The sequence below is a fragment of the Micromonospora sp. USAFONa4 genome (assembly GCF_057197825.1).
This window is the reverse complement of the sequence record NZ_CM170072.1, coordinates 3,216,632-3,237,100: the sequence shown is the minus strand read 5'-3', so window position 1 is coordinate 3,237,100 and position 20,469 is coordinate 3,216,632. Positions and strand designations below refer to the sequence as shown.

General features: G+C 72.8%; 19 protein-coding genes. 1 reads left to right on the top strand and 18 read right to left on the bottom strand.

Features of this window, described 5'->3' with window-relative positions:
- Positions 1-52: 52 nt before the first annotated feature.
- From AC0OO9_RS14085 to AC0OO9_RS14015, 15 genes are all read right to left on the bottom strand, one after another.
- A complete protein-coding gene (locus AC0OO9_RS14085) occupies positions 53-1,291 on the bottom strand; it encodes an LCP family protein (protein ID WP_484517576.1) in 1,239 nt (412 codons plus the stop codon).
- A 75-nt stretch (positions 1,292-1,366) separates the two neighbouring features.
- Positions 1,367-2,344: a UDP-glucuronic acid decarboxylase family protein gene (locus tag AC0OO9_RS14080; protein WP_132240518.1), complete on the bottom strand. Its 978-nt coding sequence runs from the start codon at positions 2,342-2,344 to the stop codon at positions 1,367-1,369.
- A 102-nt stretch (positions 2,345-2,446) separates the two neighbouring features.
- Positions 2,447-4,120, bottom strand: a complete 1,674-nt coding sequence (locus tag AC0OO9_RS14075; RefSeq protein WP_484517575.1) for a solute symporter family protein — start codon at positions 4,118-4,120, stop codon at positions 2,447-2,449.
- Positions 4,098-4,469 carry a DUF485 domain-containing protein gene (locus tag AC0OO9_RS14070; protein ID WP_327029984.1) on the bottom strand — a complete coding sequence of 124 codons (372 nt, stop codon included), beginning with the start codon at positions 4,467-4,469 and terminating at the stop codon, positions 4,098-4,100. The genes AC0OO9_RS14075 and AC0OO9_RS14070 overlap by 23 nt, the downstream gene beginning before the upstream one ends.
- Positions 4,470-4,678: 209 nt before the next feature.
- Positions 4,679-5,254: a flavin reductase family protein gene (locus AC0OO9_RS14065; protein ID WP_484517946.1), complete on the bottom strand. Its 576-nt coding sequence runs from the start codon at positions 5,252-5,254 to the stop codon at positions 4,679-4,681.
- An 84-nt stretch (positions 5,255-5,338) separates the two neighbouring features.
- A complete protein-coding gene (locus tag AC0OO9_RS14060) occupies positions 5,339-5,833 on the bottom strand; it encodes an SRPBCC family protein (protein ID WP_484517574.1) in 495 nt (164 codons plus the stop codon).
- 23 nt (positions 5,834-5,856) lie between these two features.
- Positions 5,857-7,557: an ABC transporter permease gene (locus AC0OO9_RS14055; RefSeq protein WP_484517573.1), complete on the bottom strand. Its 1,701-nt coding sequence runs from the start codon at positions 7,555-7,557 to the stop codon at positions 5,857-5,859.
- Positions 7,542-8,306 (bottom strand): ABC transporter ATP-binding protein, encoded by a 765-nt coding sequence (locus AC0OO9_RS14050; RefSeq protein WP_311409885.1) that lies wholly within the window; start codon positions 8,304-8,306, stop codon positions 7,542-7,544. Before AC0OO9_RS14050 ends, AC0OO9_RS14055 begins: the two co-directional genes overlap by 16 nt.
- A 155-nt stretch (positions 8,307-8,461) precedes the next feature.
- The gene (locus AC0OO9_RS14045) at positions 8,462-10,102 is read right to left on the bottom strand and encodes a sodium/solute symporter (protein WP_484517572.1); all 1,641 of its coding nucleotides are present in this window, start codon (positions 10,100-10,102) and stop codon (positions 8,462-8,464) included.
- A 1-nt stretch (position 10,103) separates the two neighbouring features.
- Complete coding sequence (locus tag AC0OO9_RS14040) at positions 10,104-10,493, bottom strand: hypothetical protein (RefSeq protein WP_484517945.1); 390 nt, start codon at positions 10,491-10,493, stop codon at positions 10,104-10,106.
- Between the two features lie 277 nt (positions 10,494-10,770).
- Positions 10,771-11,436 (bottom strand): DUF5701 family protein, encoded by a 666-nt coding sequence (locus tag AC0OO9_RS14035; RefSeq protein WP_484517571.1) that lies wholly within the window; start codon positions 11,434-11,436, stop codon positions 10,771-10,773.
- Between the two features lie 132 nt (positions 11,437-11,568).
- Complete coding sequence (locus tag AC0OO9_RS14030) at positions 11,569-12,330, bottom strand: LytR/AlgR family response regulator transcription factor (protein ID WP_132240561.1); 762 nt, start codon at positions 12,328-12,330, stop codon at positions 11,569-11,571.
- A 17-nt stretch (positions 12,331-12,347) separates the two neighbouring features.
- Positions 12,348-13,592 carry a sensor histidine kinase gene (locus tag AC0OO9_RS14025; protein ID WP_484517570.1) on the bottom strand — a complete coding sequence of 415 codons (1,245 nt, stop codon included), beginning with the start codon at positions 13,590-13,592 and terminating at the stop codon, positions 12,348-12,350.
- 39 nt (positions 13,593-13,631) lie between these two features.
- Positions 13,632-15,203: a sugar transferase gene (locus tag AC0OO9_RS14020; protein ID WP_357580136.1), complete on the bottom strand. Its 1,572-nt coding sequence runs from the start codon at positions 15,201-15,203 to the stop codon at positions 13,632-13,634.
- 265 nt (positions 15,204-15,468) lie between these two features.
- Positions 15,469-16,329, bottom strand: coding sequence for an Fpg/Nei family DNA glycosylase (locus tag AC0OO9_RS14015; protein WP_484517569.1), 861 nt, complete (start codon positions 16,327-16,329; stop codon positions 15,469-15,471).
- Positions 16,330-16,353: 24 nt separating this feature from the next.
- On the opposite strand from AC0OO9_RS14015, the gene AC0OO9_RS14010 reads away from it, so the two are divergent.
- A complete protein-coding gene (locus AC0OO9_RS14010) occupies positions 16,354-17,622 on the top strand; it encodes a glycosyltransferase (protein WP_484517568.1) in 1,269 nt (422 codons plus the stop codon).
- 329 nt (positions 17,623-17,951) lie between these two features.
- Here the strand turns inward: AC0OO9_RS14010 and AC0OO9_RS14005 are convergent, their stop codons facing one another.
- From AC0OO9_RS14005 to AC0OO9_RS13995, 3 genes are read right to left on the bottom strand one after another with little or no spacing between them, the layout of a single operon-like run.
- Positions 17,952-18,674 carry a CDP-alcohol phosphatidyltransferase family protein gene (locus tag AC0OO9_RS14005; RefSeq protein ID WP_484517567.1) on the bottom strand — a complete coding sequence of 241 codons (723 nt, stop codon included), beginning with the start codon at positions 18,672-18,674 and terminating at the stop codon, positions 17,952-17,954.
- Entirely contained in the window at positions 18,649-19,716 is a 1,068-nt protein-coding gene (locus AC0OO9_RS14000; RefSeq protein WP_132240533.1) for an iron-containing alcohol dehydrogenase family protein, read from the bottom strand. Before AC0OO9_RS14000 ends, AC0OO9_RS14005 begins: the two co-directional genes overlap by 26 nt.
- Complete coding sequence (locus tag AC0OO9_RS13995; RefSeq protein WP_132240563.1) at positions 19,704-20,435, bottom strand: phosphocholine cytidylyltransferase family protein; 732 nt, start codon at positions 20,433-20,435, stop codon at positions 19,704-19,706. Before AC0OO9_RS13995 ends, AC0OO9_RS14000 begins: the two co-directional genes overlap by 13 nt.
- Between the last annotated feature and the right edge of the window lie 34 nt (positions 20,436-20,469).

Here is a 20,469-nt window from a genome sequence, read left to right as displayed (position 1 = left end):
CCGAATCGTGATGACGTCCGTCGATCACGGGAGGGCCGGCCGGCGGAGCTGGTCAGTTTCCGGTGCCGTCCTTCTTCTTCTGGTTGGCCTCGACCCAGGCCGTCATGGTGTCGGCCGACATCGCCTTGTACATGGTCAGCGCCTTCTCCTTGTCCGAGACCACCACCGACTCACCGTCGATGGTCTGGCTGCCGACGTGCGGGCTGGTCACGAAGGTGAGGTTCTCGCCGCGCAGGTTGCGGAACTGGACCCCCATGTCGACAAGCGAGAAGCCCTGGTCGACGGTGACCGCGGCGGTGACCGACTTGAGGAAGTCGTTCAGCTTCTTCGGATTGGTCAGCGTGCCCGTGCTCGCCGCCTTGTCCATCAGGGCGCGGAGGAACTCCTGCTGGTGCCGCATCCGGGCGAAGTCGCCGTCCGGGAACTGCTTGCGCTGCCGGATCCAGTCCAGCGCCTCGGCGCCGTCCATGTGGTTGGTGCCCTTGGTGAACGTCCGGTACGGCTTGTGGATCGAGGTGACGGTCCGCTCGACCTTCAGGTCGACGCCGCCGAGGGCGTCGGTGACCTGCTTGAATCCGGCGAAGTCGATCGCCATCACGTGGTCGAGCCGCACGTCGGTGAAGCACTCCACCGTCCGGACGGCCAGCGGCAGCCCGCCGAAGGCGAAGGCGGCATTGATCTTTCCGCGCTGACCGGAGCCGCAGTCCGCGCTGGCGCTCTCCGGGATCGGCACGTAGAGGTCGCGGGGGATGGAGACCAGGTAGGCCTTCTGGTGGTCCGACGGGATGTGCATCACGATGATGGTGTCGGCCCGCCACTTGCTGGACTTGTCCACCGGGGCGTCCGGGTCCCGGGAGTCGCTGCCCACCAGCAGGATGTTCAGGGCGCCGTCCACCGCCTTGGCCGGGCGGCCCCCCGTGAGCTCCGAGAACGGGTCGGTGCGGGCCAGGTCGTCGTCGAGGCCGCGGGCGTAGAACCAGGCGCCCACCCCGCCGAGCAGCGCGAGCACCAGCACGGCCACGCCGGCCACCAGGGCGATCCGGCCCCAGCGGGGGCGGACGCCGCCCCGGCCCGGCCGGTCCGGTCCGGTCGGTCCGCCTGGCCCGGCCGGTCCGCCCGGCCCCGCGGGACCGCCCGGGCCGCCGGCCCGTGGCTCGTCCGCTGCCGGGGACCAGCGGGCCTCGGCCGGCCGGGCGCGTCCGGCGTCCCGGCCGGGGCCGGGCACCGAGGCGCGCCCGGCGCTGCGGTGCAGGTGCGGGAGTGGAACTCCGGCGGGCATGGTCGCTGACATGTAACTCAGGGTACGTACGCGTAGCCACTGTCGCCCTGTGGCGCCGCCGACGAGTGCACCGGCGGCGGGCGTTCGCTAGACCATCCGCTCGCGGAAGTACTCGATCGTGCGGCGGAGGCCGTCCTCGGGCGCCACGGTCGGCTCGTATCCGAGCAGCTCGCGGGCGAGGGTCAGGTCCGGGCGGCGCATCTCCGGGTCGTCGGCGCTGCGGGTGATGTAGGTCACCTCGGAGCTGCTCCCGGTGAGCGACACGATCGTCTCGGCCAGCTGCCGCATGCTCATCTCGTGCTCGGTGCCGCAGTTGATCGGCCCCGTCTCGCGGGAGTCGAGGAGCAGCAGGATGCCGTGCACCAGGTCGGACACGTAGCAGATCGAACGGGTCTGGTTGCCGGTGCCGTGCACGGTGATCGGCTCGCCGCGCAGCGCCTGCGAGATGAAGGTCGGGATGGCCCGGCCGTCGTCCGGGCGCATCCGCGGGCCGTACGTGTTGAAGATCCGGACGATGGCCGTGTCGAGCCCCCGGCTCCGGTGGTAGGCCATGGTGGCCGCCTCGGAGAAGCGCTTCGCCTCGTCGTAGACGGCGCGGATGCCGATCGGGTTGACGTTGCCCCAGTACGACTCGGGCTGCGGGTGCTCCTTCGGGTCCCCGTACGCCTCGGAGGTGGAGGCCATCAGGAAGCGGGCGCCGTCGGCGACCGCGCGCTCCAGCAGGTGCAGGGTGGCCACCGAGCCGACGCGGAGGATCTCCACCGGCAGCTTCTCGAAGTCGGTCGGGCTCGCCGGCGAGGCCATGTGCAGGATGGCGTCGAACCGCTCGGCCATCGCCGGGTGGTGGGTCGGCAGGCCGTCGGAGATGTCGGCCTCGACCAGGGTGAAGTTCGGCTCGTCCAGCAGGTGGGCGACGTTCTCCTTCGACCCGGTGATGAAGTTGTCGAGCGCGACCACGGTGCAGCCGCGAGCGATCAGGGAGTCCACCAGGTGCGACGGTACGAAGCCGGCGCCGCCCGTGACGAGGATGCGGTGACCGGGTCCGAAGCGGGCAACAGCGTTCATGCCGGTCAGCCTACCCACTGTCCCGAGCCGCCCTGACGCAAGGAAGGGCCCCTGTTACCGCCTGGCGATAACAAGGGGCCCTTCCTTGCGTCTGTCGGGTCGTCAGTGGGCGCCGGCGCCCGTGACGGAACGCACCTCCAGCTCCGCGTACTTCTCCTCGTCGTGCTCCTTGGAGATCACGGTGCCGATCCACCCGCACAGGAAGCCGAACGGGATGGACAGGATGCCCGGGTTGGACAGCGGGAACCACTGCCAGTCGTGCTCCGGGAACATCGAGGTGGGCGCGCCGGAGACCACCGGCGAGAAGAACACCAGCAGTACGGCGGAGAGCAGGCCGCCGTAGATGGCCCACACCGCGCCCGAGGTGTTGAACCGCCGCCAGAACAGGCTGTACAGGATCGCCGGCAGGTTGCCGGAGGCGGCCACCGCGAAGGCCAACGCCACCAGGAAGGCCACGTTCAGGTTCTGCGCGTAGATCGACAGCACGATCGAGATCGCGCCGATCACCAGGGCGGAGACCCGGGCGACCCTGACCTCCTGCCGCTCGGACGCCTTACCGTCCTTGATCACGTTGGCGTAGAAGTCGTGCGCCAGGCTGGACGAGGAGGCCAGGGTCAGGCCGGCCACCACGGCCAGGATCGTGGCGAAGGCGACCGCCGCGATGACCGCGAGCAGGGTCGCCCCGCCGAGATCGCCGCCGAGGAATTCGATGCCGAGCGCCTCGGCGAGCTGCGGCGCGGCCGTGTTGCCGGCCTTGTCCTGAGCGGTGATCGCCTCGCTGCCGACCAGCGCCGCCGCGCCGAAGCCGAGGGCCAGGGTGAGCAGGTAGAAGGTGCCGATGATGCCGATCGCCCAGAGCACGCTCTTGCGGGCCGTCTTCGCCGTCGGGACGGTGTAGAAGCGGATCAGGATGTGCGGCAGGCCGGCGGTGCCGAGCACGAGCGCGATGCCGAGCGACAGCAGGTCGACCTTGTTGTAGAAGGTCTGCGTAGGGTTGCCGGCCACCTCCTGGCAGTAGCGCAGACACGGTTCGAGGAAGGCGTCCCCCTTGCCGGAGGCGGCGGCCGCGTCGCCGAGCAGCGACGACAGGTTGAACTTGTACTTCGCCAGCACCAGGAGCGTCATCACCAGCGCGCCGCCCATCAGCAGGAACGCCTTGACGATCTGCACGTAGGTGGTGCCCTTCATGCCGCCCACCGTGACGTAGACGATCATGAGCGCGCCGACCATGATGATGGTGGCGACCTTGGCGGTGTCGGCGTCCATGCCGAGGAACGTCGTACCCGGCTTGATGCCGAGCAGCAGGGCGACCAGCGCGCCCGCGCCGACCATCTGCGCCAGCAGGTAGAAGATCGACACCGTGATGGTGGAGACGGCGGCGGCGGTCCGCACCGGGCGCTGGCGCATCCGGAAGGCCAGCACGTCGGCCATCGTGTACCGCCCGGAGTTGCGCAGCAGCTCCGCGACCAGCAGCAGCGCCACCAGCCAGGCGACCAGGAAGCCGATGGAATAGAGGAAGCCGTCGTAGCCGTAGAGGGCGATCATGCCGGCGATGCCGAGGAACGAGGCGGCCGACATGTAGTCGCCGCCGATGGCCATGCCGTTCTGGAAACCGGAGAAGGACCGGCCGCCGGCGTAGAAGTCGGTCGCGGTCTTGGTCTGCCGGCTGGCCCAGATGGTGATGGCCAGGGTCACCGCCACGAAGACCAGGAAGAGCGTGATGGTGAGGTTGCGGGCGGTGGTGCTGCCCGCCTCAGCCGCGAGGACCGTGTTCATTGCCCACCTCCCCGATCTCGGCACGGATCCGGTCGGCGACCGGGTCGATCTTCCGGTCGGCGAACCGCGAGTAGAGCCAGGCGATGAGGAAGGTCGAGACGAACTGGAGCAGGCCGAAGACGAGGGCGATGTTGATGTTGCTGCCGAAGAGCTTCGTGCCCATGAAGTCCCGCGCGTACGCGGACAGGATGACGTAGAGCGCGTACCACAGGAAGAACGCGACGGTCATCGGGAAGATGAAGCCGCGCAGCGTGCGCCGCAACCCGGCGAACTCGTCCGACCGCTGCACGGCCAGGTACCGGTCCGCCGCCGAGGTCGACGGCGTGGACGCGGGTGTGTCCGTGGACATTCGTGGATCACCACCTTCACAGGCGTGGGGAGTTTCGCGCACGGTAGAAAGCGCGCTCCCCGCCACGGAAGGGCGAGATCGACGCCGGTCGTCGGCTGCGCCGAACGGCACGGTGGCTGCGCCGAGTGACGCAGCTCACTCCGTTCACCGGTAGCTCGTGTGGCCCGGGTGGGCCGGACGGTCGACGTCGACGCCGCCGGTGGCGGTCGTCAGGTCAGCTCGCGGTAGCGGCCCCGGTAGTGCAGCAGCGGGTCCGTCTCCCCGGTCAGCTCGACGGCCTCGATGGTGGCCTCCACCAGCAGGCCCCAGCCGTACTCGCGGGCGGAGTCGAGCCGGCACCCCGCCCAGCCGCCGGCGTCGGCCGGCACCGGGCCGTAGGTGGTCTCGGTCCAGGCGCCGGTGGCGAACAGGCCGCCGGGGGACGGGAAGAGTCCCGCGAACCGGTCGGCGAGCTGCCGGTGCGCCGGGCTCAGCGGGGCCACCGCGAAGCGCCCGGCGGACTCGACCGCCGCCCACAGGTCGGACTCCGGGTCGACCAGGCCGAGCAGCCGGTCCGGCTCGCCCTCCGCGACCAGCGTGGAGGAGACCGTCAGGCCCGCCGGCTCCGGCGCCGTCCAGAGCGTCACCGGCGACGCCAGCCGACCCCGCAACCGGCGCACGGGCGAGCGTTGGTCGGCGGGCACGGCGAACGGGTCGATGTGGTGGATCTCGGCGCCCGGCTCATGATTCACGTGAAACATTGTGCGGCCTGCCCCGCCCCGACCGGGCCCGGATGTGACGCTCAGTTGGCCGAGATCTTGGACGTTCTGCGCCCTTCCAGGGGCCGTTCCCGGCCAAGATCTCGGCGGGTGCGCGTACCGCTGGAGGGGTCAGTCGTCGGCGGTCAGTGACCGGCGGGCGACGGCCAGCACCTCCGGGTCCGTGCAGCCGGCGGCGTACCCGGCGATCCGGCGGCGGATGTCGCGGCCGAGCAGCCAGGAGCCGATCCGGTCCGCGACCGGGCGGAGGAACGCGGGCCGGCAGCGGAAGCTGTACCGCCAGGTGGCGACGGCGTGGCCGGGCTCCGGGGCGGGCGCGAACCGCCAACCGCCGGCGAACATCTCGAAGAACCACGGCCCGCGGACCATCGTCATCCCGACGTGGCTCGGCGGGGCCCAGGAGACGTACTCGCTCACCATCGTCAGGCCGTGCCGGGACCGGGTGAAGGTCCGCACCCCCTTGCCGGGCCGGGTCGCCCCGTCGGTGAAGTGCTGCTCCCGCACGAACGGGTCCCACCGGTAGCGCACGGGCGCCGTGGTCTGGGAGACCGCGAAGGCCAGCTCGGGTGGGACCGGCACGGTGATCACCGCTTCGACTACGGGCATCAGGCCATTGTCCTGTCCGATCGTCAGCGGCGCGGGGTCACCGTGGCGAGCAGTTCCGGCATCCGGCGGTCCAGCACGTCGCCTGCCAGGTATGCGCCGAGCAGCGCCGCCCCCAGGCCGTACGCCGCCCCGAGCGGCAGGGCCAGCCAGAGCCACACGTCGCCGAGCAGCCCGGCGGCCACCACCATCGGCACCGCCGCCACCGCGGTGGCGAGCATCGCCAGCAGGGTGAGGAAGCTCTTCGCGATCCCGGCACCGGTGTTCAACGCGAACGGGTTGCTCGTCTCCGGCAGCGAGTACGCCCCGAGCACCGAGACGAAGCAGTTCACCGCCAGCCCCGCGCCGTACGTGCCGAACAGCGTGCCCGCCATCAGCCCGATCCAGCCGGGCTCGCCGATGACCACCGCGACGACCACGGAGATCACCGCCAGCATCGGCAGGACGTAGAGCGAGAACGCGGCCATCCGGGCGCGCAGCTCCTGCTGGCCGGAGACGCCCGCGACCACGTTCGCCGCGTACGCGCTGCCGTCGAAGCCGAACTGGTTGGCCAGGGTGACGGCGGCGAGCAGCCCGACGAAGAGCATCGACAGGCTGGACAGCACCGGGGACGCCTCGGAGCTGGGCGTGAACCCCTCCGCGCCGTCGATCGTGAAGCCCGAGCCGCCCAGGTTGACCATGACCGGCACGAAGAGACCGACGACCGCGACGGTGATCAGGTTGGCCCGGCGTCGGGCGTCCCGCCACCAGTAGCGGGCCTCCCGCGCGACGAGGGCGCCGAACCGGTCCCGCCGGGCCCAGCCGAGGGCCCTCGGGAAGAGCTGGGCGACCGCCCCGCCGGTCGTACCACGCTGGGCGCGGGCCGGGCCGGCACTGGCCGCGCCCACCATCGCGGACTCCAGCGAGCGGGACCACCAGGCCAGCAGCGCGACGATCGTCGCCGCAGTGATCAGCAGCTTCACCGGTGCGGCCCAGACGCGGCCCTCGGCCACGTCGATGCCGGCCGTCCAGGGGGCGCCGAACGGGGTCCAGGCGACCACCTCGGCCACCCCCTGGAGGCGGTCCCAGTCGGCGTCGGAGAGGGCGGCGATGCCCAGGAGCTGCAACGGCCCGAGCAGCGCGGCGAGTACGGCGAGCAGCACGGCGGCCAGGTCGCGGACCCGGCGGGACCGCAGCGCGGTGGCGAAGGCGCTGGTCACCGCGCGGGCCGCGGCGACGCAGAGCAGCAGCCCGCCGACCACCCCGACGAAGGCGACCGCCGCGGCCGACCAGCCACCCAGCGTCCCGGCGGTGACCACCAGCCCGCACAGGGCCAGCAGCACCGAGATCGTGGGGACGCTGACGAAGGCGGCGGCGAAGAGCCCGGTGACGAGCGTGCGGCGGGGCAGCGGCAGCAGCGCGAACCTCGCCGGATCCAGCGTCTCGTCCACCCCGAAGAAGACCAGCGGCAGCAGCAGCCAGCCGAGCACCGTCAGGCCGCCACCGAAGGCGGCCACCATCAGCGCGTAGCGGCTCTCGTCGGCCAGGCCGGGCGCGGCGAAGAGGAAGAAGCCGGTGCCGGCGAACCAGAGCCCAAGCACCGCGCCGCCCACGAAGAGGGCGACCCGCCAGCCCTGACCCCGGAAGTTGTTGCCCATCACCCGCAGCTTGAGCCGGACGAAGTGCCGGGCGGAGACCCGCCGGGCGGGCCGGGCGGAGACGGTCGGTCCGGTCACTGCGACAGCCACGCCAACTCCTCGCCGGTCGCCGTACGGCCGCCGACCACCTCGACGAAGACCTGCTCCAGCGAGCGGCCACCGCGCACCTCGTCGATGGGACCGACCCGCTTGATGGTGCCGGCCGCCAGGATCGCCACGTGCGAGCAGAGTCGCTCGACGACCTCCATCACGTGGCTGGAGAAGACGACGGTGCCGCCCCCGGTCACGTACCGGTGCAGGATGTCCCGGATCAGCGCGGCCGAGACCGGGTCGACCGCCTCGAACGGTTCGTCCAGCACCAGCAGCCGGGGCCCGTGCAGCAGCGCGCAGGCGAGGCCGATCTTCTTCTTCATGCCCGCCGAGTAGTCGACGACCAGCGTCCGGCCGGCGTCGCCGAGCGCGAGCACGTCCAGCAGCTCCGCCGCCCGCTGGTCGACCACCGCCGGGTCCATGCCTCGCAGCAGACCGTGGTACGCGAGCAGCTCCGCCCCGCTGAGCCGGTCGAAGAGCCGTACGCCGTCGGGCATCACGCCGAGCAGCTGCTTCGCCCGCACCGGGTCGGCCCAGACGTCGTGCCCGAGCACCCGGGCGCCCCCGGCGTCCGGCCGGAGCAGCCCGACCGCCATCGACAGGGTGGTGGTCTTCCCCGCGCCGTTCGGGCCGAGCAGGCCGTAGAAGGAACCGGCCGGCACGTCGAGGTCGACACCGGCGACGGCGACCTTGCCGTCGAAGTGTTTCGCCAGGCCACGCAGGGAGAGCGCCGGGTGCTCAGCAGTCATGCGTCGACCGTATCCGGCCCGGACCAGCGGCTGCTCCGGCCGCAGGATGATCCCCGGTCATCCCCGAGTCGTACCCGTCCGCGCCGCTGAACGCCCAGCCCGCCTGGCAGGAAGGGCCCCTTCCCCTACCGCAGGCGCTAGACAGGGGCCCTTCCTTACAGCCGCAGCGCCTCCGGTGCGTGCAGGCGGAGCATGGTGGCGCCGATGTCGGCCGGCGCCCGCCGGCGGGTCGCCATCGAGACCGCCACCATCACGGTGAAGGCGAGCGGCACCGTCCAGGCGGCCGGCTGCGCGGTGAGCGTCGCCGGCCAGCCGGACAGCGGCGGGCCGAGCACCGTGACCAGCACCGCCCCGACCGCCGCGCCGCCGCCGACCAGGATCCCGGCGGCGGCGCCGAGGTCGGTCAGCCCGCGCCACCAGATGCCGAGCACCAGCAGCGGGCAGAAGCTGGACGCGGCGACCGCGAAGGCCAGCCCGACGACCTGCGACACGTCCAGCCCGGCGAGGTTGAGCGCGAGGACCGTCGGCACGGCCTCGGCGATCACCGTGGCGAGCCGGAAGCCGCGTACCGAGCCGCGCCCCAGCACGTCCGTGGAGATCACCCCGGCGACGCTGGTGAGCAGCCCCGACGAGGTGGAGAGGAAGGCCGCGAACGCGCCGGCCGCGACCAGCGCGGCGAGCAGCCGGCCGGCGGTGCCGTCGCCGAGCGCCGCGCCGGGCAGCAGCACCACCACCGCGTCGGTCTGCCCGCTGAGCAGCAGTTGCGGGGTGTAGATCCGGCCGAGCACCCCGTAGATGGTGGGCAGCAGGTAGAACGCCCCGACCAGGGCGAGCACCACCAGCGTCGTGCGGCGGGCGGCGGCACCGTCGGGGTTGGTGTAGAAGCGGACCAGCACGTGCGGCAGGCCCATCGTGCCGAGGAACGTGGCCAGGATCAGCGAGTACGTGGCGAACAGCCCCCGGTCGTCGTCCCCGGCGGCGCTGGGCAGCAGCCAGTCGGCGGCGTCGGTGGCGACCCCGGACACCTCCGGCACCGGGTCGCCGGCGGCGAAGGAGAGCTCGTCGCCGGGGCGTACCTCCTGGATCCGGCCGTCGGGGAGGGTGAGGGTCGCGCGGTGCTCGACCACGACGGTGGTCGCGGTCCGGAACGTCGGCCCGTCGGGCGGGGTCACCGCCGGGCGGGCGTCGGCCTGCCACTGCAATGCCAGGAAGATCGCCGGTACGGCCAGCGCGGTCAGCTTCAGCCAGTACTGGAAGGCCTGCACGAAGGTGATCGCGCGCATGCCGCCGAGCGCGACGTTCGCGGTGACCACCACGGCCACCAGCAGGGCCCCCAACGGGTACGGCGAGCCGGTCACCGTCGCCAGCGTCAGGCCCGCCCCCTGGAGCTGCGGCACGAGGTAGAGCCAGCCGATGAAGATCACGAAGGCGGTGGCGAGGGTACGCAGCCGACGCGACCCGAGCCGCAGCTCGCAGAAGTCCGGCAGCGTGAACGCGCCGGAGCGGCGCAGCGGCGCGGCCACGAAGAGCAGCAGGGCGAGGTAGCCGGCGGCGAAGCCGACGGGGTACCAGAGCACGTCGACGCCGTACTTGAGGATCAGCCCGGCGACCCCGAGGAAGCTCGCCGCGGACAGGTACTCCCCGCCGATGGCGGCGGCGTTCCAGGTGGGGCTGATCGCCCGCGAGGCGACCAGGAAGTCGGAGGTGGTCCGCGCCAGCCGCAGCCCGTAGAAGCCGATGCCGACGGTGACCAGGGTGACCGCCACGATCGCCGGTACGACGAAGCCGTTGCCCACCTCAGCGCTCCGGCCGCTGGACCAGGTCGGTGAAGTCCTGCTCGTTGCGTTCGGCCAGCCGCACGTACGCCCACCCGACGGCGATCAGGAACGGGAACGACACCACCCCGAGCAGCAGCCAGGGCAGGTTGACGCCGAGCACGGTGACCCGGCCGACGGCGGGCGCGACGGCGAAGAGCCACGGCAGCCCGCCGAGCCCGATCGCCACCACCAGGGACAGCCGCAGGGCCAGCGCGAACTGGGCCCGGACCAGCCCCCGTACGAGCGCGTCGCCGACCCGGGTCTGCTGGGCCAGTTCGGCGCGGGTGCGCTCCGCCCGGTCCTCGCGGCGGGACACCTCGGCCAGCACGATCCGCGTCCGGGGCTGGGCGACCGGGGCCCGCTGCGGCACCCCGGGCCGGCCCGCGTGCTCGGGCGTCCCGGACCCGCCCTGCCGGGGCGCGGGGACGGGATCGTCGGCAGCGGCCACCCCGGCAGTCTCGCCCGATCGCCGCGAATGTCAAGGGTAGCAGCGGCGTCACGCCCGCCCGGGCCGACTCGGGCGGAGCCGTCCACACCGGGCTGTGGACAACCTGTGGAGAACGGGTCACCCCTGTGGATAACTCGTGGAAAGTGCGGCGGGGAGGCCGGTGGTCGGTGGCCGGTGGTCGGTCACCCCGCCGCGGCACTCACTTCGTGTCGACGTGCTCCAGGCCGACGCGCTCCGGGCGGGCGGAGGCGGAGCCGAGCCAGGTGTGCGGGTTGCCGTACCAGCACCAGCCGAGCTTCGGTGCGTTCTGGCTGATCCAGAGCGCGGGCACCCGCTTGTCGCCGCAGCGGGAGCCGACCAGCGAGAAGCACTTGTTCTTCGCCAGCGCCTCCGGGTACAGGGTGACGAAGGCGAGCCCCTCGTCGATGGTGAGCGGCAGCCGGTCCTGGCCGGTGATCACCTCCATGGCGGCGGCGGGCGCCAGGTTCAGCGTCTCCTCGCCCCGGTCGACGTCGAAGAGCAGGTACGCCGGCCCGGCCGGCACCTCCAGATCCTTGATCGGGTCGAACTTCGGCAGGTCGCCCTCGGCGTAGTGCCGGTCGACGATCCCCGGCTTCCGCTTGCCGGCGAGGGTGGTCAGCGCGACGCGCTCCTCCACCGGCACCAGGTCGCGGGTGACCACCAGGAGGAAGGGCACCCGCCCCTCGGTCGGGGCGGGCAGGTCGGCCGCCCCCGCGACGGCCGCCGCGCGCAGCGGCGCGACCAGGTCACGGAAGGCGTCCTCGGTCAGCTCGGCCAGGGCCGGATAGCGCAGCTCCACCAGCCGGTCGAGCTGGCGGTCGAATTCGGTCGCGGCGTCGAACAAGGCGGCCTCCAATTGTCGTACGGAGTACCGTACAGCGTACGACGACGCGAGCGTATTCCCGTCGACGAAAGAATTTCCGTCCGCGCGCGTCCGTCGGCGGCGAGCCACAGCTGTGCCCGCCGACGGGGTGGGTCAGCGGCTCCAGTCCTGCTTCGCCGCGCGGACCAGCTTGTCCTTCAGCTCGCGGGTGTGCCGGCGGCTGACCGGCAGCTCCGCCGAGTCGACCACCACGACGTAGCCGGAGTTGACCAGCCGCAGCTCCGCGATCAGCTTGAGCTGCACCAGGTAGGACCGGTGGATGCGGACGAACCCGGCGTCCGCCCAGCGCTCCGCGAGAGTCGCCAGCGACACCCGGACCAGGTGGGAGCCGTCGGCCGTGTGCAGGCGGGCGTAGTCGCCCTGCGCCTCCACCCAGCGCACCGCCGAGCGGGGCAGCATCCGCGTCGTGCCGGCCAGCTCGATGGGGATGGTGGGGTCCTCCTCCGCCCGGGCCAGCGCCGCCGGGTGCGACGGCACCACCCGCGCGCCGATCACCCGGCGCAACGACTCGGCGAGCCGCTCGGCGCGTACCGGCTTGCGGACGTAGTCGGTGGCGCCCAGGTCGAACGCGTCCACCGCCCCGTCGTCGTACGCGGTGACGAAGACGATCGCCGGTGGCCGGGCGAAGCGGCGCAGCACCCGGGCCAGCTCCATGCCGTCCAGCCCGGGCATCCGGATGTCGAGGAAGACCACGTCCACGTCGCCGTCCCGGAGCACCCGCAGCGCCTCCGTCGCGTCCCCCGCCGTGTGCAGCCGGGCCACCCGGGGGTCGGCCCGCAGGTGGTACGCCAACTCGTCCAGCGCCGGTGGCTCGTCGTCGACCGCCAGCACCCGCAGGAACCCGGCCGCCCCCACCTCCGCGGCCCGCTCGATCACGAGCCGGCCCGTACGCCGGGATGGAACTTCGGCACCCGCATGCTCACCTTCGTACCCGAGCCGAGGCCCGTCTCGACGACCAGGCCGAAGCCGTCCCCGAAGACCGACCGGAGCCGCTCGTCGACGTTGGAGAGCCCGACGTGCTGGCCCGGGTCGTCCCCCGCGCCGGCCAGCGCGGCGTCGCCCGGGTCCCCGCCGGCCAGCTCGGCGATGCCGGCGGTCAGCGTGCTCGGATCCATCCCCACTCCGTCGTCCTCCACGGTGATGTGGCACTCGGTGCCCGCGTCCCGGGCCTCGATGCTCACCATGCCCGTGCCCGGCTTGCGGGACAACCCGTGCCGGACGGCGTTCTCCACCAGCGGTTGCAGGCAGAGGAACGGCAGCGTCACGGGCAGCACCTCCGGGGCGATCTGGAGGCGCACCTGGAGCCGGTCGCCGAACCGGGCCCGCTCGATGGTCAGGTAGCGGTCGATCGAGCGCAGCTCCTCGGCCAGCGTGGTGAACTCGCCGTGCGCCCGGAACGAGTACCGCGTGAACTCGGCGAACTCCAGGATCAGCTCCCGGGCCCGGTCCGGGTCGGTGCGGACGAACGAGCCGATCGCGGTCAGCGCGTTGTAGATGAAGTGCGGGCTGATCTGCGCGCGCAGGGCGCGTACCTCGGCGCGGGCCAGCCGCTCCCGCGAGGAGTCCAGCTCGGCCAGGGCGAGCTGGTTGCCGGCCCAGTGTGCCGTCTCCAGGGTGGCCTGCACCAGGCCCGGCTCCGGCTGGCCGTCGGCGACCGCGACCAGCACCCCGACCCTGCGCCCGTCCGCACCGGTCAGCGGGGCGACCACCGCGCCGCGTACCGGGCAGTCGACCCGGTCGCAGTGCAGCTCCGGCTCGCCGAGGACGGTCGAGCGGCCCGTCGCCACCGCCCGCCGGGCCGCCGCGACCAGTTGCGCGTGGTGGTGCCCGCCCCGCCCGTCGAGGGCGAGCAGGCTCTCCCGGTCCGTAAGCGCCAGCCCGGCCGCCCCCACCAGCGCCCGCAGATGGCGTACGGCCTTCGCCGCGTTCGCGGTGCTCAGGCCCGCGCGCAGCGGCTCGGCGGCCAGCCCGGCGGTGTGCAGCACCTCGTACGTGGCCCGTTGGGTGGCCGTGGCGATGCCCCGCCGCGCGCGCAGCCGGACCACCGCGAACAGGGCCGCACCCAGCGCGGTGAGCAGCGAGACGACGCCGAAGACGCCCGAGAGGTTGCCACCCACGCAGCGATCCTGGCCCCTGCCGGCCCGCAGGCCAAGGGGTCAGTACGCGCCCTTGCGGGCGAGCACCACCCCGACCGTGCGCCACAGGATGCTCAGGTCGTACGCCAGCGACCAGTTGTCGACGTAGTAGAGGTCGAGCCGGACCGCCTCGTCCCAGGACAGGTCGGAGCGGCCGGAGACCTGCCACAGCCCCGTCATGCCCGGCCGGACCAGCAGGCGGCGGCGCACGTCGCCGAGGAAGTCGCCGTCGTCGGCGGGCAGCGGGCGCGGCCCGACCAGCGACATCTCGCCCTTCAACACGTTGATCAACTGCGGCAGCTCGTCCAGCGAGGAGGCGCGCAGGAAGCGGCCCACCGGGAAGACCCGGGGATCCTCCTTCATCTTGAACAGCATGCCGTCGGTCTCGTTCCGGTCGACCAGGCTGGCCAGCCGGTCCTCCGCGTTCACGTACATGGTGCGGAACTTCCAGACCCGGAACGTGCGGCCCTCGTGGCCCACCCGGGGCTGGCGGAAGAAGACCGGGCCCGGGTCGGAGATCCGGATCCCGATCGCGATGAACAGGAAGACCGGGGCCAGCAGCAGCAGGCCGAACCCGGCGGCCACCCGGTCCATGAGGTTCTTGGCCAGCAGCGCCGGCCCGGAGAGGGTCGGCTCCTCGACGTGCAGCAGCGGCAGACCCTCGATCGGCCGGATGTGCACCCGGGGGCCGGCGATGTCGGTCAGCTGCGGGGCGACGACCAGGTCGACGCCCGAGCCCTCCAGCTGCCAGGCCAGCCGGCGCAGCTCGCCCGGCTCGGAGCTCGCCGAGCCGCAGACCGCGATCGTGTCGCCGCCGACCTCCCGGACGAGGGCGAGGACGTCGCGGCCCGCGTACACCGGGACCGGGGTCTCGATGCCCTTGGCCGCCGCGTAGCCGTCGGTGATGTGGATGGCGACCGGCATCAGCCCGGCGGCCGGGTTGCGGGTGACCGCCGTGTAGACCTCCAGGCACTCCGGCAGGGTGCCGATCAGCACCATCCGGTGACCCGCCTGGCTGATGTTGCGCCGGACCACGTGCAGCACGAAGCGGCAGAGCATCCGGTTCAGCAGGATCAGCAGCAGCGCCGCGAGCAGGGCGGTGCCGACCGTGTAGCGGGACAGGTCGGTCTTGGTGGCGAAGGCGAGGAAGGACACCGTCGCGGCGACGGCCACGCCGGCCCGGATCACCCGCTTGTACTCGTCGGGGCCCAGGCCGAGGTAGCGCCGGTCGTAGGCCCGGTTGGCCCAGAGGCTGACGAGCCAGCCGAGCGGCAGGAGGCCGAACGCCACCGTGTGGAACCACGTCGGGTCCTGCTCGGCGTTGTAGAAGCCCGCCCGCGACTGGTCGAACGTCTCGATGGCGATCAGGCTGGCGACCGCGGCGGCTGCGAAGTCGAGCAGCAGCAGGAGCGTGATGTAGGGGCGGTGCCAGCGGGACACGCGACGGCGGGCCCGAGCCCACGCGGACCGGGGTACGCCGTTGTGGGACGGCGGTGCCGGCGGCTGGATCTCGAAGCTGTCGACGTGCCGCACGAGTTTGCTCCGGCCTGTGTTGGTTACCGGGCGCTGGAGGCTTGTCGTCACCTCACCCATGTCCTCCCGCATGACACGAGCCGCTCACTCGCCGTGAGGGCCCGGTCGCCCACCGTCCCAGTCTCCCACGCGGGCGCCGACCCGTGCGCTGACCCGGGGGACAACGCGGCGGGTGTGGTGCCGCTGGGCGTCTGGCCGGCTCCGCGCCATTTCAGAAGCCGGGGACCGAGCCACTATACCGATGGATGACGGGCCCGGTAGAGCCGCAACTCAGACCTTCGGCGCGGGATGGCCGATTCCGTTCCGTAGTCGGCAGTGTCGTCACTCACCGTACGAGCCGCGACAACCGCCGGTCAGCGAGCGGCTTCCCGCCGGTCTGGCAGGTCGCGCAGTACTGGAGGCTGGAGTCGGCGAACGAGACCTCGCGGACGGTGTCCCCGCAGACCGGGCAGGGCTGCCCCGTCCGGGCGTGCACCTTCAGCCCCGAGCGCTTCTCACCCTTCAGCTCGGCCGCCTTCTGCCCGACCGAGCGGCGTACCGCGTCGCCGAGCACCTCCCGCGTCGCCGCGTGCAGGGTCGCCAACTGCTCGTCGGTCAGCCGGTTGGTCAGCGCGAACGGGGACAGCTTCGCCGCGTGCAGGATCTCGTCGGAGTACGCGTTGCCGACGCCGGCCAGCACCGTCTGGTCGGTGAGCACCCCCTTGACCTGGCCCTTGCGGCTGCGCATCCGCTCGGTGAAGGTGGCCAGGTCGGCGGCGAGCGCGTCCGGGCCGAGCCGGGCCACCCCGGGCACCGCCTGCGGGTCGGTGACCAGGTAGACGGCGAGGCTCTTCTGGGTGCCGGCCTCGGTCAGGTCGAAGCCGGAACCGTCGTCGAGGCGTACCCGCAGCGCGATCGGGCCCTTGCCGGGGCGCAGCGGGGCGGCGGACGGGAACGCCTCCCGGTAGTGCAGCCAGCCCGCCCGGGCCAGGTGGACCACCAGGTGCAGGTCGCCGTCGAGCACCACGTCGAGGAACTTGCCGTGCCGGCGGGCGTCCGTCACGGTCCGCCCGGCGGCGGCGGTCGGCGCCGGGTCGTACGTCTTCAGGGCGCTGATCGCGGCGACCTCCAACCGGTCGACCCGCCGCCCCACCGCCCGCTCACGCAGGTAGTCCGTGAGCGCCTCAACCTCCGGTAGTTCGGGCACCAGCCAACGGTAGCCTTCTTTCCCGTGAGAATCGTGGTGGCGCACAACCGGTACCGGGAGGCCCAGCCCTCCGGTGAGAACACGATCGTCGACGCGGAGATCGCCCAGCTCACCGCAGCCGGGGTGGAGGTGCTGCCGTTCATCCGCAGCTCGGACGAGATCCCGACGATGTCGAAGTCGGCCAAGGCGCTGCTGCCGATCTCGCCGATCTGGGCGCCCCGCGCGCAGGAGGACCTGAGCCGGCTGATCACCGAGCACCGGCCGGACGTGCTGCACCTGCACAACCCGTACCCCCTGATCTCGCCCTGGATCGTGCGGACCGCGCACCGGCACGGCGTGCCGGTGGTGCAGACGGTGCACAACTACCGCCAGGTCTGCTCCTCTGGGCTCTACTTCCGTGACGGGATGATCTGCCAGGACTGCCGGGGCCGGGCCCTGGGCGTGCCGGCGATCGTGCACCGCTGCTACCGGGGCTCGCGGGCGCAGAGCGCCCTGATGGCGACCACGCTGGCCGTGCACCGGGGCACCTGGCGCTCGGTGGACCGCTTCGTCGCGCTCACCTCGGCGGTCGCCGACCACCTGCGCGACTACGGCGTCCCGGCCGAGCGGATCGTGGTGAAGCCGAACGGCATCCCCGACCCGGGAACGCCCGCGCCGCTCGGCGACGGCTTCCTCTACATGGCCCGGCTCTCCCCGGAGAAGGGGCTGGGCCTGCTGCTTGACGCGTGGCGGCGGCACCCGGACGGGGCGCTCGGCCCGCTGCGCATCGCGGGCGACGGCGAGCTGCGCCCGCTGGCCGAGGCCGCCGCCGCCGAGCGCGCCGACGTGACCTACCTCGGGCCGCTGGACCGTGCCGGGGTGCGCGCCGCGGTCGAGGCCAGCGCGGTGATCATCGCGGCCTCCACCTGGCACGACGTGCTGCCCACCGTGATCATCGAGGCGTTCGCCGCCGGCCGTCCGGTGCTCGGCACCGCGCTCGGCGGCATCCCGTACCTCGTCGGCGCCGACGCGCCCCGGGAGCCGGCCGGCACCGGCCCGGCCGCCGTCGCCACGGCCGCCCCGGGCGAGGGCCGCGTCGCGCTGCCCGCCGGCGTGCAGGCGGGCGAGGCGGGCTGGGTGGTGCCCCCGGAGCCGGCCGCCATGGCCGCCGCCCTGCCGGTGGCCCGGGCCGGGGCCGCGACGCTGGCCCCGGCCGCCCGGCTGCGGTACGAGCGCACGTTCCACCCCGACGTGGTCACCAAGCGCCTCCTCGACATCTACGCGGGCATCTCGGCTCCCGCCCCACCCCGCTGAGCCCCGCCCCACCTCGCTGAGCCCCGCCCCGCCTTGCGCCTGCCCCGCCTTGCGCCTGCCCCGCCTTGCGCCTGCCCCGCCTTGCGCCTGCCGACCGCTGGCCGACGTAACCGGAGGCTCATCCACCTTCCGGGAACTCCGTTCCACGCCTTAGGACGACGGGAGATCTTGGTAGCGAAGCGCCCCTGGAGGGGCCGTTTCCTACCAAGATCCTCGTGCGGTCAGGCGTGGGCCGGACGTGCCGGCCTAGCGGTAGCACAGACGGGGCAGCTCGACAGGGGGCGAAGGAGGGTAGGTCAACCGGGCGCAGGCCGCCCCGGCGGCACACCTCAGCGCAGCGAGGCGCGGGCGGAGAAGGCGATGCTGGCGAGCAGGAAACCGCCGTTGACGATCGTGAACGCGACCATCACCCAGAGGACGAGGGCGGGGGCGAAGGCCAGCACCAGGCCGGCGGCGAAGATGACCGCGCCGTAGTCGCGGACCAGCTTCACCAGGCGTACGGGCAGCGAGGTCGAGGTGACCATGCTGGCGGCGTTCGGGCCGGCCTGCATCACGGAGGTCACCAGGTTGACCATCCAGGTGCCGGCGAAGATGGCGACCAGCCAGCTCGGCGTCGACGGCTCCTGCGCCACGGCCGTCGCCGACAGGGCGGCCACCAGGGCGATCTGGGCGGCCACGTCGCAGAGGATGTCGACCCGGGCGCCTGCGGCGCTGCCCTGCCCGGTCACCCGGGCGAGCTGGCCGTCGGCGCAGTCCAGGCAGTACGCCACCTGCCAGCCGACCAGCGCGAGCAGCCCGACCGCCCAGGCCGGCACCTCACCGGCGGCGACCCGCCCGGCGAGCGCGACCACGGTGACCGAGGTGGCCAGGCCGAGCACCAGGTTGGCGATGGTCAGCGCCGTCGGGCGCAGCCCGAGGCGCTGAGCGACGAGCGCGAAGACCGCGCCCAGCCACTGGCTGATCGATTCGCTGAACAGGCCGCCGCCCCGGTTCACCCGGTGGAAGTCGGCGACGGTGGGACGGGGCTCAGCCAAGGTGGTCGCGGATTGCACCGGCGTAGTCTGCCAGCCGTTCCCGCGTCTCGGTAGGCGACATCGCCAGGTGTTCGAGGATCGTGTAGCGGTCCGGCCGGGTCCGGGGCGCGAACTGCACGGCATCGACGAACTGCTCGTCGGTCAGGCCCAGGTCACCCGGCGTGGTGGCGAGGCCGTGCCGGTGCAGGCAGTGGGCGAGTCGACCGAACCGGTCGGTGTCCCCGCGCAGGAAGGTGCAGAAGAGGGCACCGAGCCCCACCTGCTCGCCGTGGGCGGCGGTGCCGGGGTGCAGCCGGTCGATCGCGTGGGAGATCTCGTGGTCGCCGCCGCTGGCGGGGCGCGTCGACCCGCACACCGAGCTGGCGATGCCGCCCATGATCAGCGCCTCGGCCAGCGTGGTGAGGAAGCTGTCGTCGGTGATCTTTCCGGGGTGGTTGAGCAGCGCCTCGGCGCCCGTCCGGGCCAGCGTCACCGCGAGCCCGTCGATGGGCTCGCCGCGTACCTCGTGGGCCAGCTCCCAGTCGGCGCAGGCGTTCAGGTTGCTCACCGCGTCGCCGATGCCGGCCTGGGTCTGCCGGTCCGGACCGTTCTCCACGAAGTCGAGGTCGACGATGACCGCGATCGGGATGTGCACCCCGTAGGAGCCCTTGCCGCCCTCGTGGTCGAGCGAGGCGGTGGGGGAGGCGATGCCGTCGTTCGCCAGGCTCGTCGCCACCGTCACCATCGGGATCCCGTACCGGGTGGCCGCGTACTTGGCGGTGTCGATGGTCTTGCCGCCGCCGATGCCCACCACGGCGTCGTAGTGGCGGCGGCGCAGCCGGTCGCCGAGGTCGTTCGCCGCGTCGATGGTGCCACCGGCGACCGTGAAGACGTCGGCCGCGCCGAGCGACGGCCGGCACAGCTCGACGATCCGTTCACCCTGCCCGGGGCCGACCACCACGGCCACGTCCCCGCCGGCCGAGATCCGCCGGTCGGCCAGCAGCGGCCCGAGGTCGGCCACCGCCCCCCGCCGGACCTCGATCACCAGCGGGGTGTTGACCGTACGGGCTAGTAGTGGCACGCGATCTCCCGCGCCCGGGCCAGGTCGGCGTGGTTGTCGACCTCGACCCAGGAGACGTCGCCGATCGGGGCCGCCCGCACCTCGCCACCCCGGTCGGCGAACTCCTGGTAGCCGTCCTCGTAGTAGAGGTTCGGGTCACGCCGCCACGTCGCCTCCAGCGCGTCGGCGAGGGCGTCGGCCACCTGCGGCTCGATCAGCGTCGCGCCGATGTACTCCCCGTACGCCTCGCCCGGGTCCATCAGCTTGGTGATCCGGGTGAGCTGGCCGGCGGCGTCGAAGGTGGTCTTCATCTCCTCCTCGGCCAGCGGCTTGATGGTGTCGACGGCGAGCAGGATGCCCGGGCCGCGCTCGGCCAGCAGGGTCTTCTCCACGCTCACCGGGTGCACGGTGTCGCCGTTGACCAGCAGCACGCCCCGGGCGAAGTGCTCCCGGGCCAGCCAGAGGGAGTACGCGTTGTTCCACTCCTCGGCCTTGTCGTTGTGCACGAGGGTGAGCGTGACGCCGTACCGCTTCTCCAGGTCGGCCTGGCGGGAGACGACCGCGTCGGCGGCGTAGCCGACCACGATCACGATGTCGGTGAGCCCCACCTCGGCCAGGTTGCGCAGCGCGATGTCCAGGATGGTGGTGTCGCCGTCCACCGGCACCAACGCCTTGGGCAGGGTGTCGGTGTACGGGCGCAGCCGGCGCCCCGCCCCGGCTGCGAGCACCATCCCGATCATTGAGGCGTCCTCCGTCGTACGAGTCCCGGTCACC

Excerpts from the sequence above, each read along its gene's own strand:
- AC0OO9_RS14085 (WP_484517576.1), bottom strand. The coding sequence starts at position 1,291 with ATGTCAGCGACCATGCCCGCCGGAGTTCCACTCCCGCACCTGCACCGC.
- AC0OO9_RS14080 (WP_132240518.1), bottom strand. The coding sequence starts at position 2,344 with ATGAACGCTGTTGCCCGCTTCGGACCCGGTCACCGCATCCTCGTCACG.
- AC0OO9_RS14075 (WP_484517575.1), bottom strand. The coding sequence starts at position 4,120 with ATGAACACGGTCCTCGCGGCTGAGGCGGGCAGCACCACCGCCCGCAAC.
- AC0OO9_RS14070 (WP_327029984.1), bottom strand. The coding sequence starts at position 4,469 with ATGTCCACGGACACACCCGCGTCCACGCCGTCGACCTCGGCGGCGGAC.
- AC0OO9_RS14060 (WP_484517574.1), bottom strand. The coding sequence starts at position 5,833 with ATGCCCGTAGTCGAAGCGGTGATCACCGTGCCGGTCCCACCCGAGCTG.
- AC0OO9_RS14050 (WP_311409885.1), bottom strand. The coding sequence starts at position 8,306 with ATGACTGCTGAGCACCCGGCGCTCTCCCTGCGTGGCCTGGCGAAACAC.
- AC0OO9_RS14020 (WP_357580136.1), bottom strand. The coding sequence starts at position 15,203 with ATGGGTGAGGTGACGACAAGCCTCCAGCGCCCGGTAACCAACACAGGC.
- AC0OO9_RS13995 (WP_132240563.1), bottom strand. The coding sequence starts at position 20,435 with ATGATCGGGATGGTGCTCGCAGCCGGGGCGGGGCGCCGGCTGCGCCCG.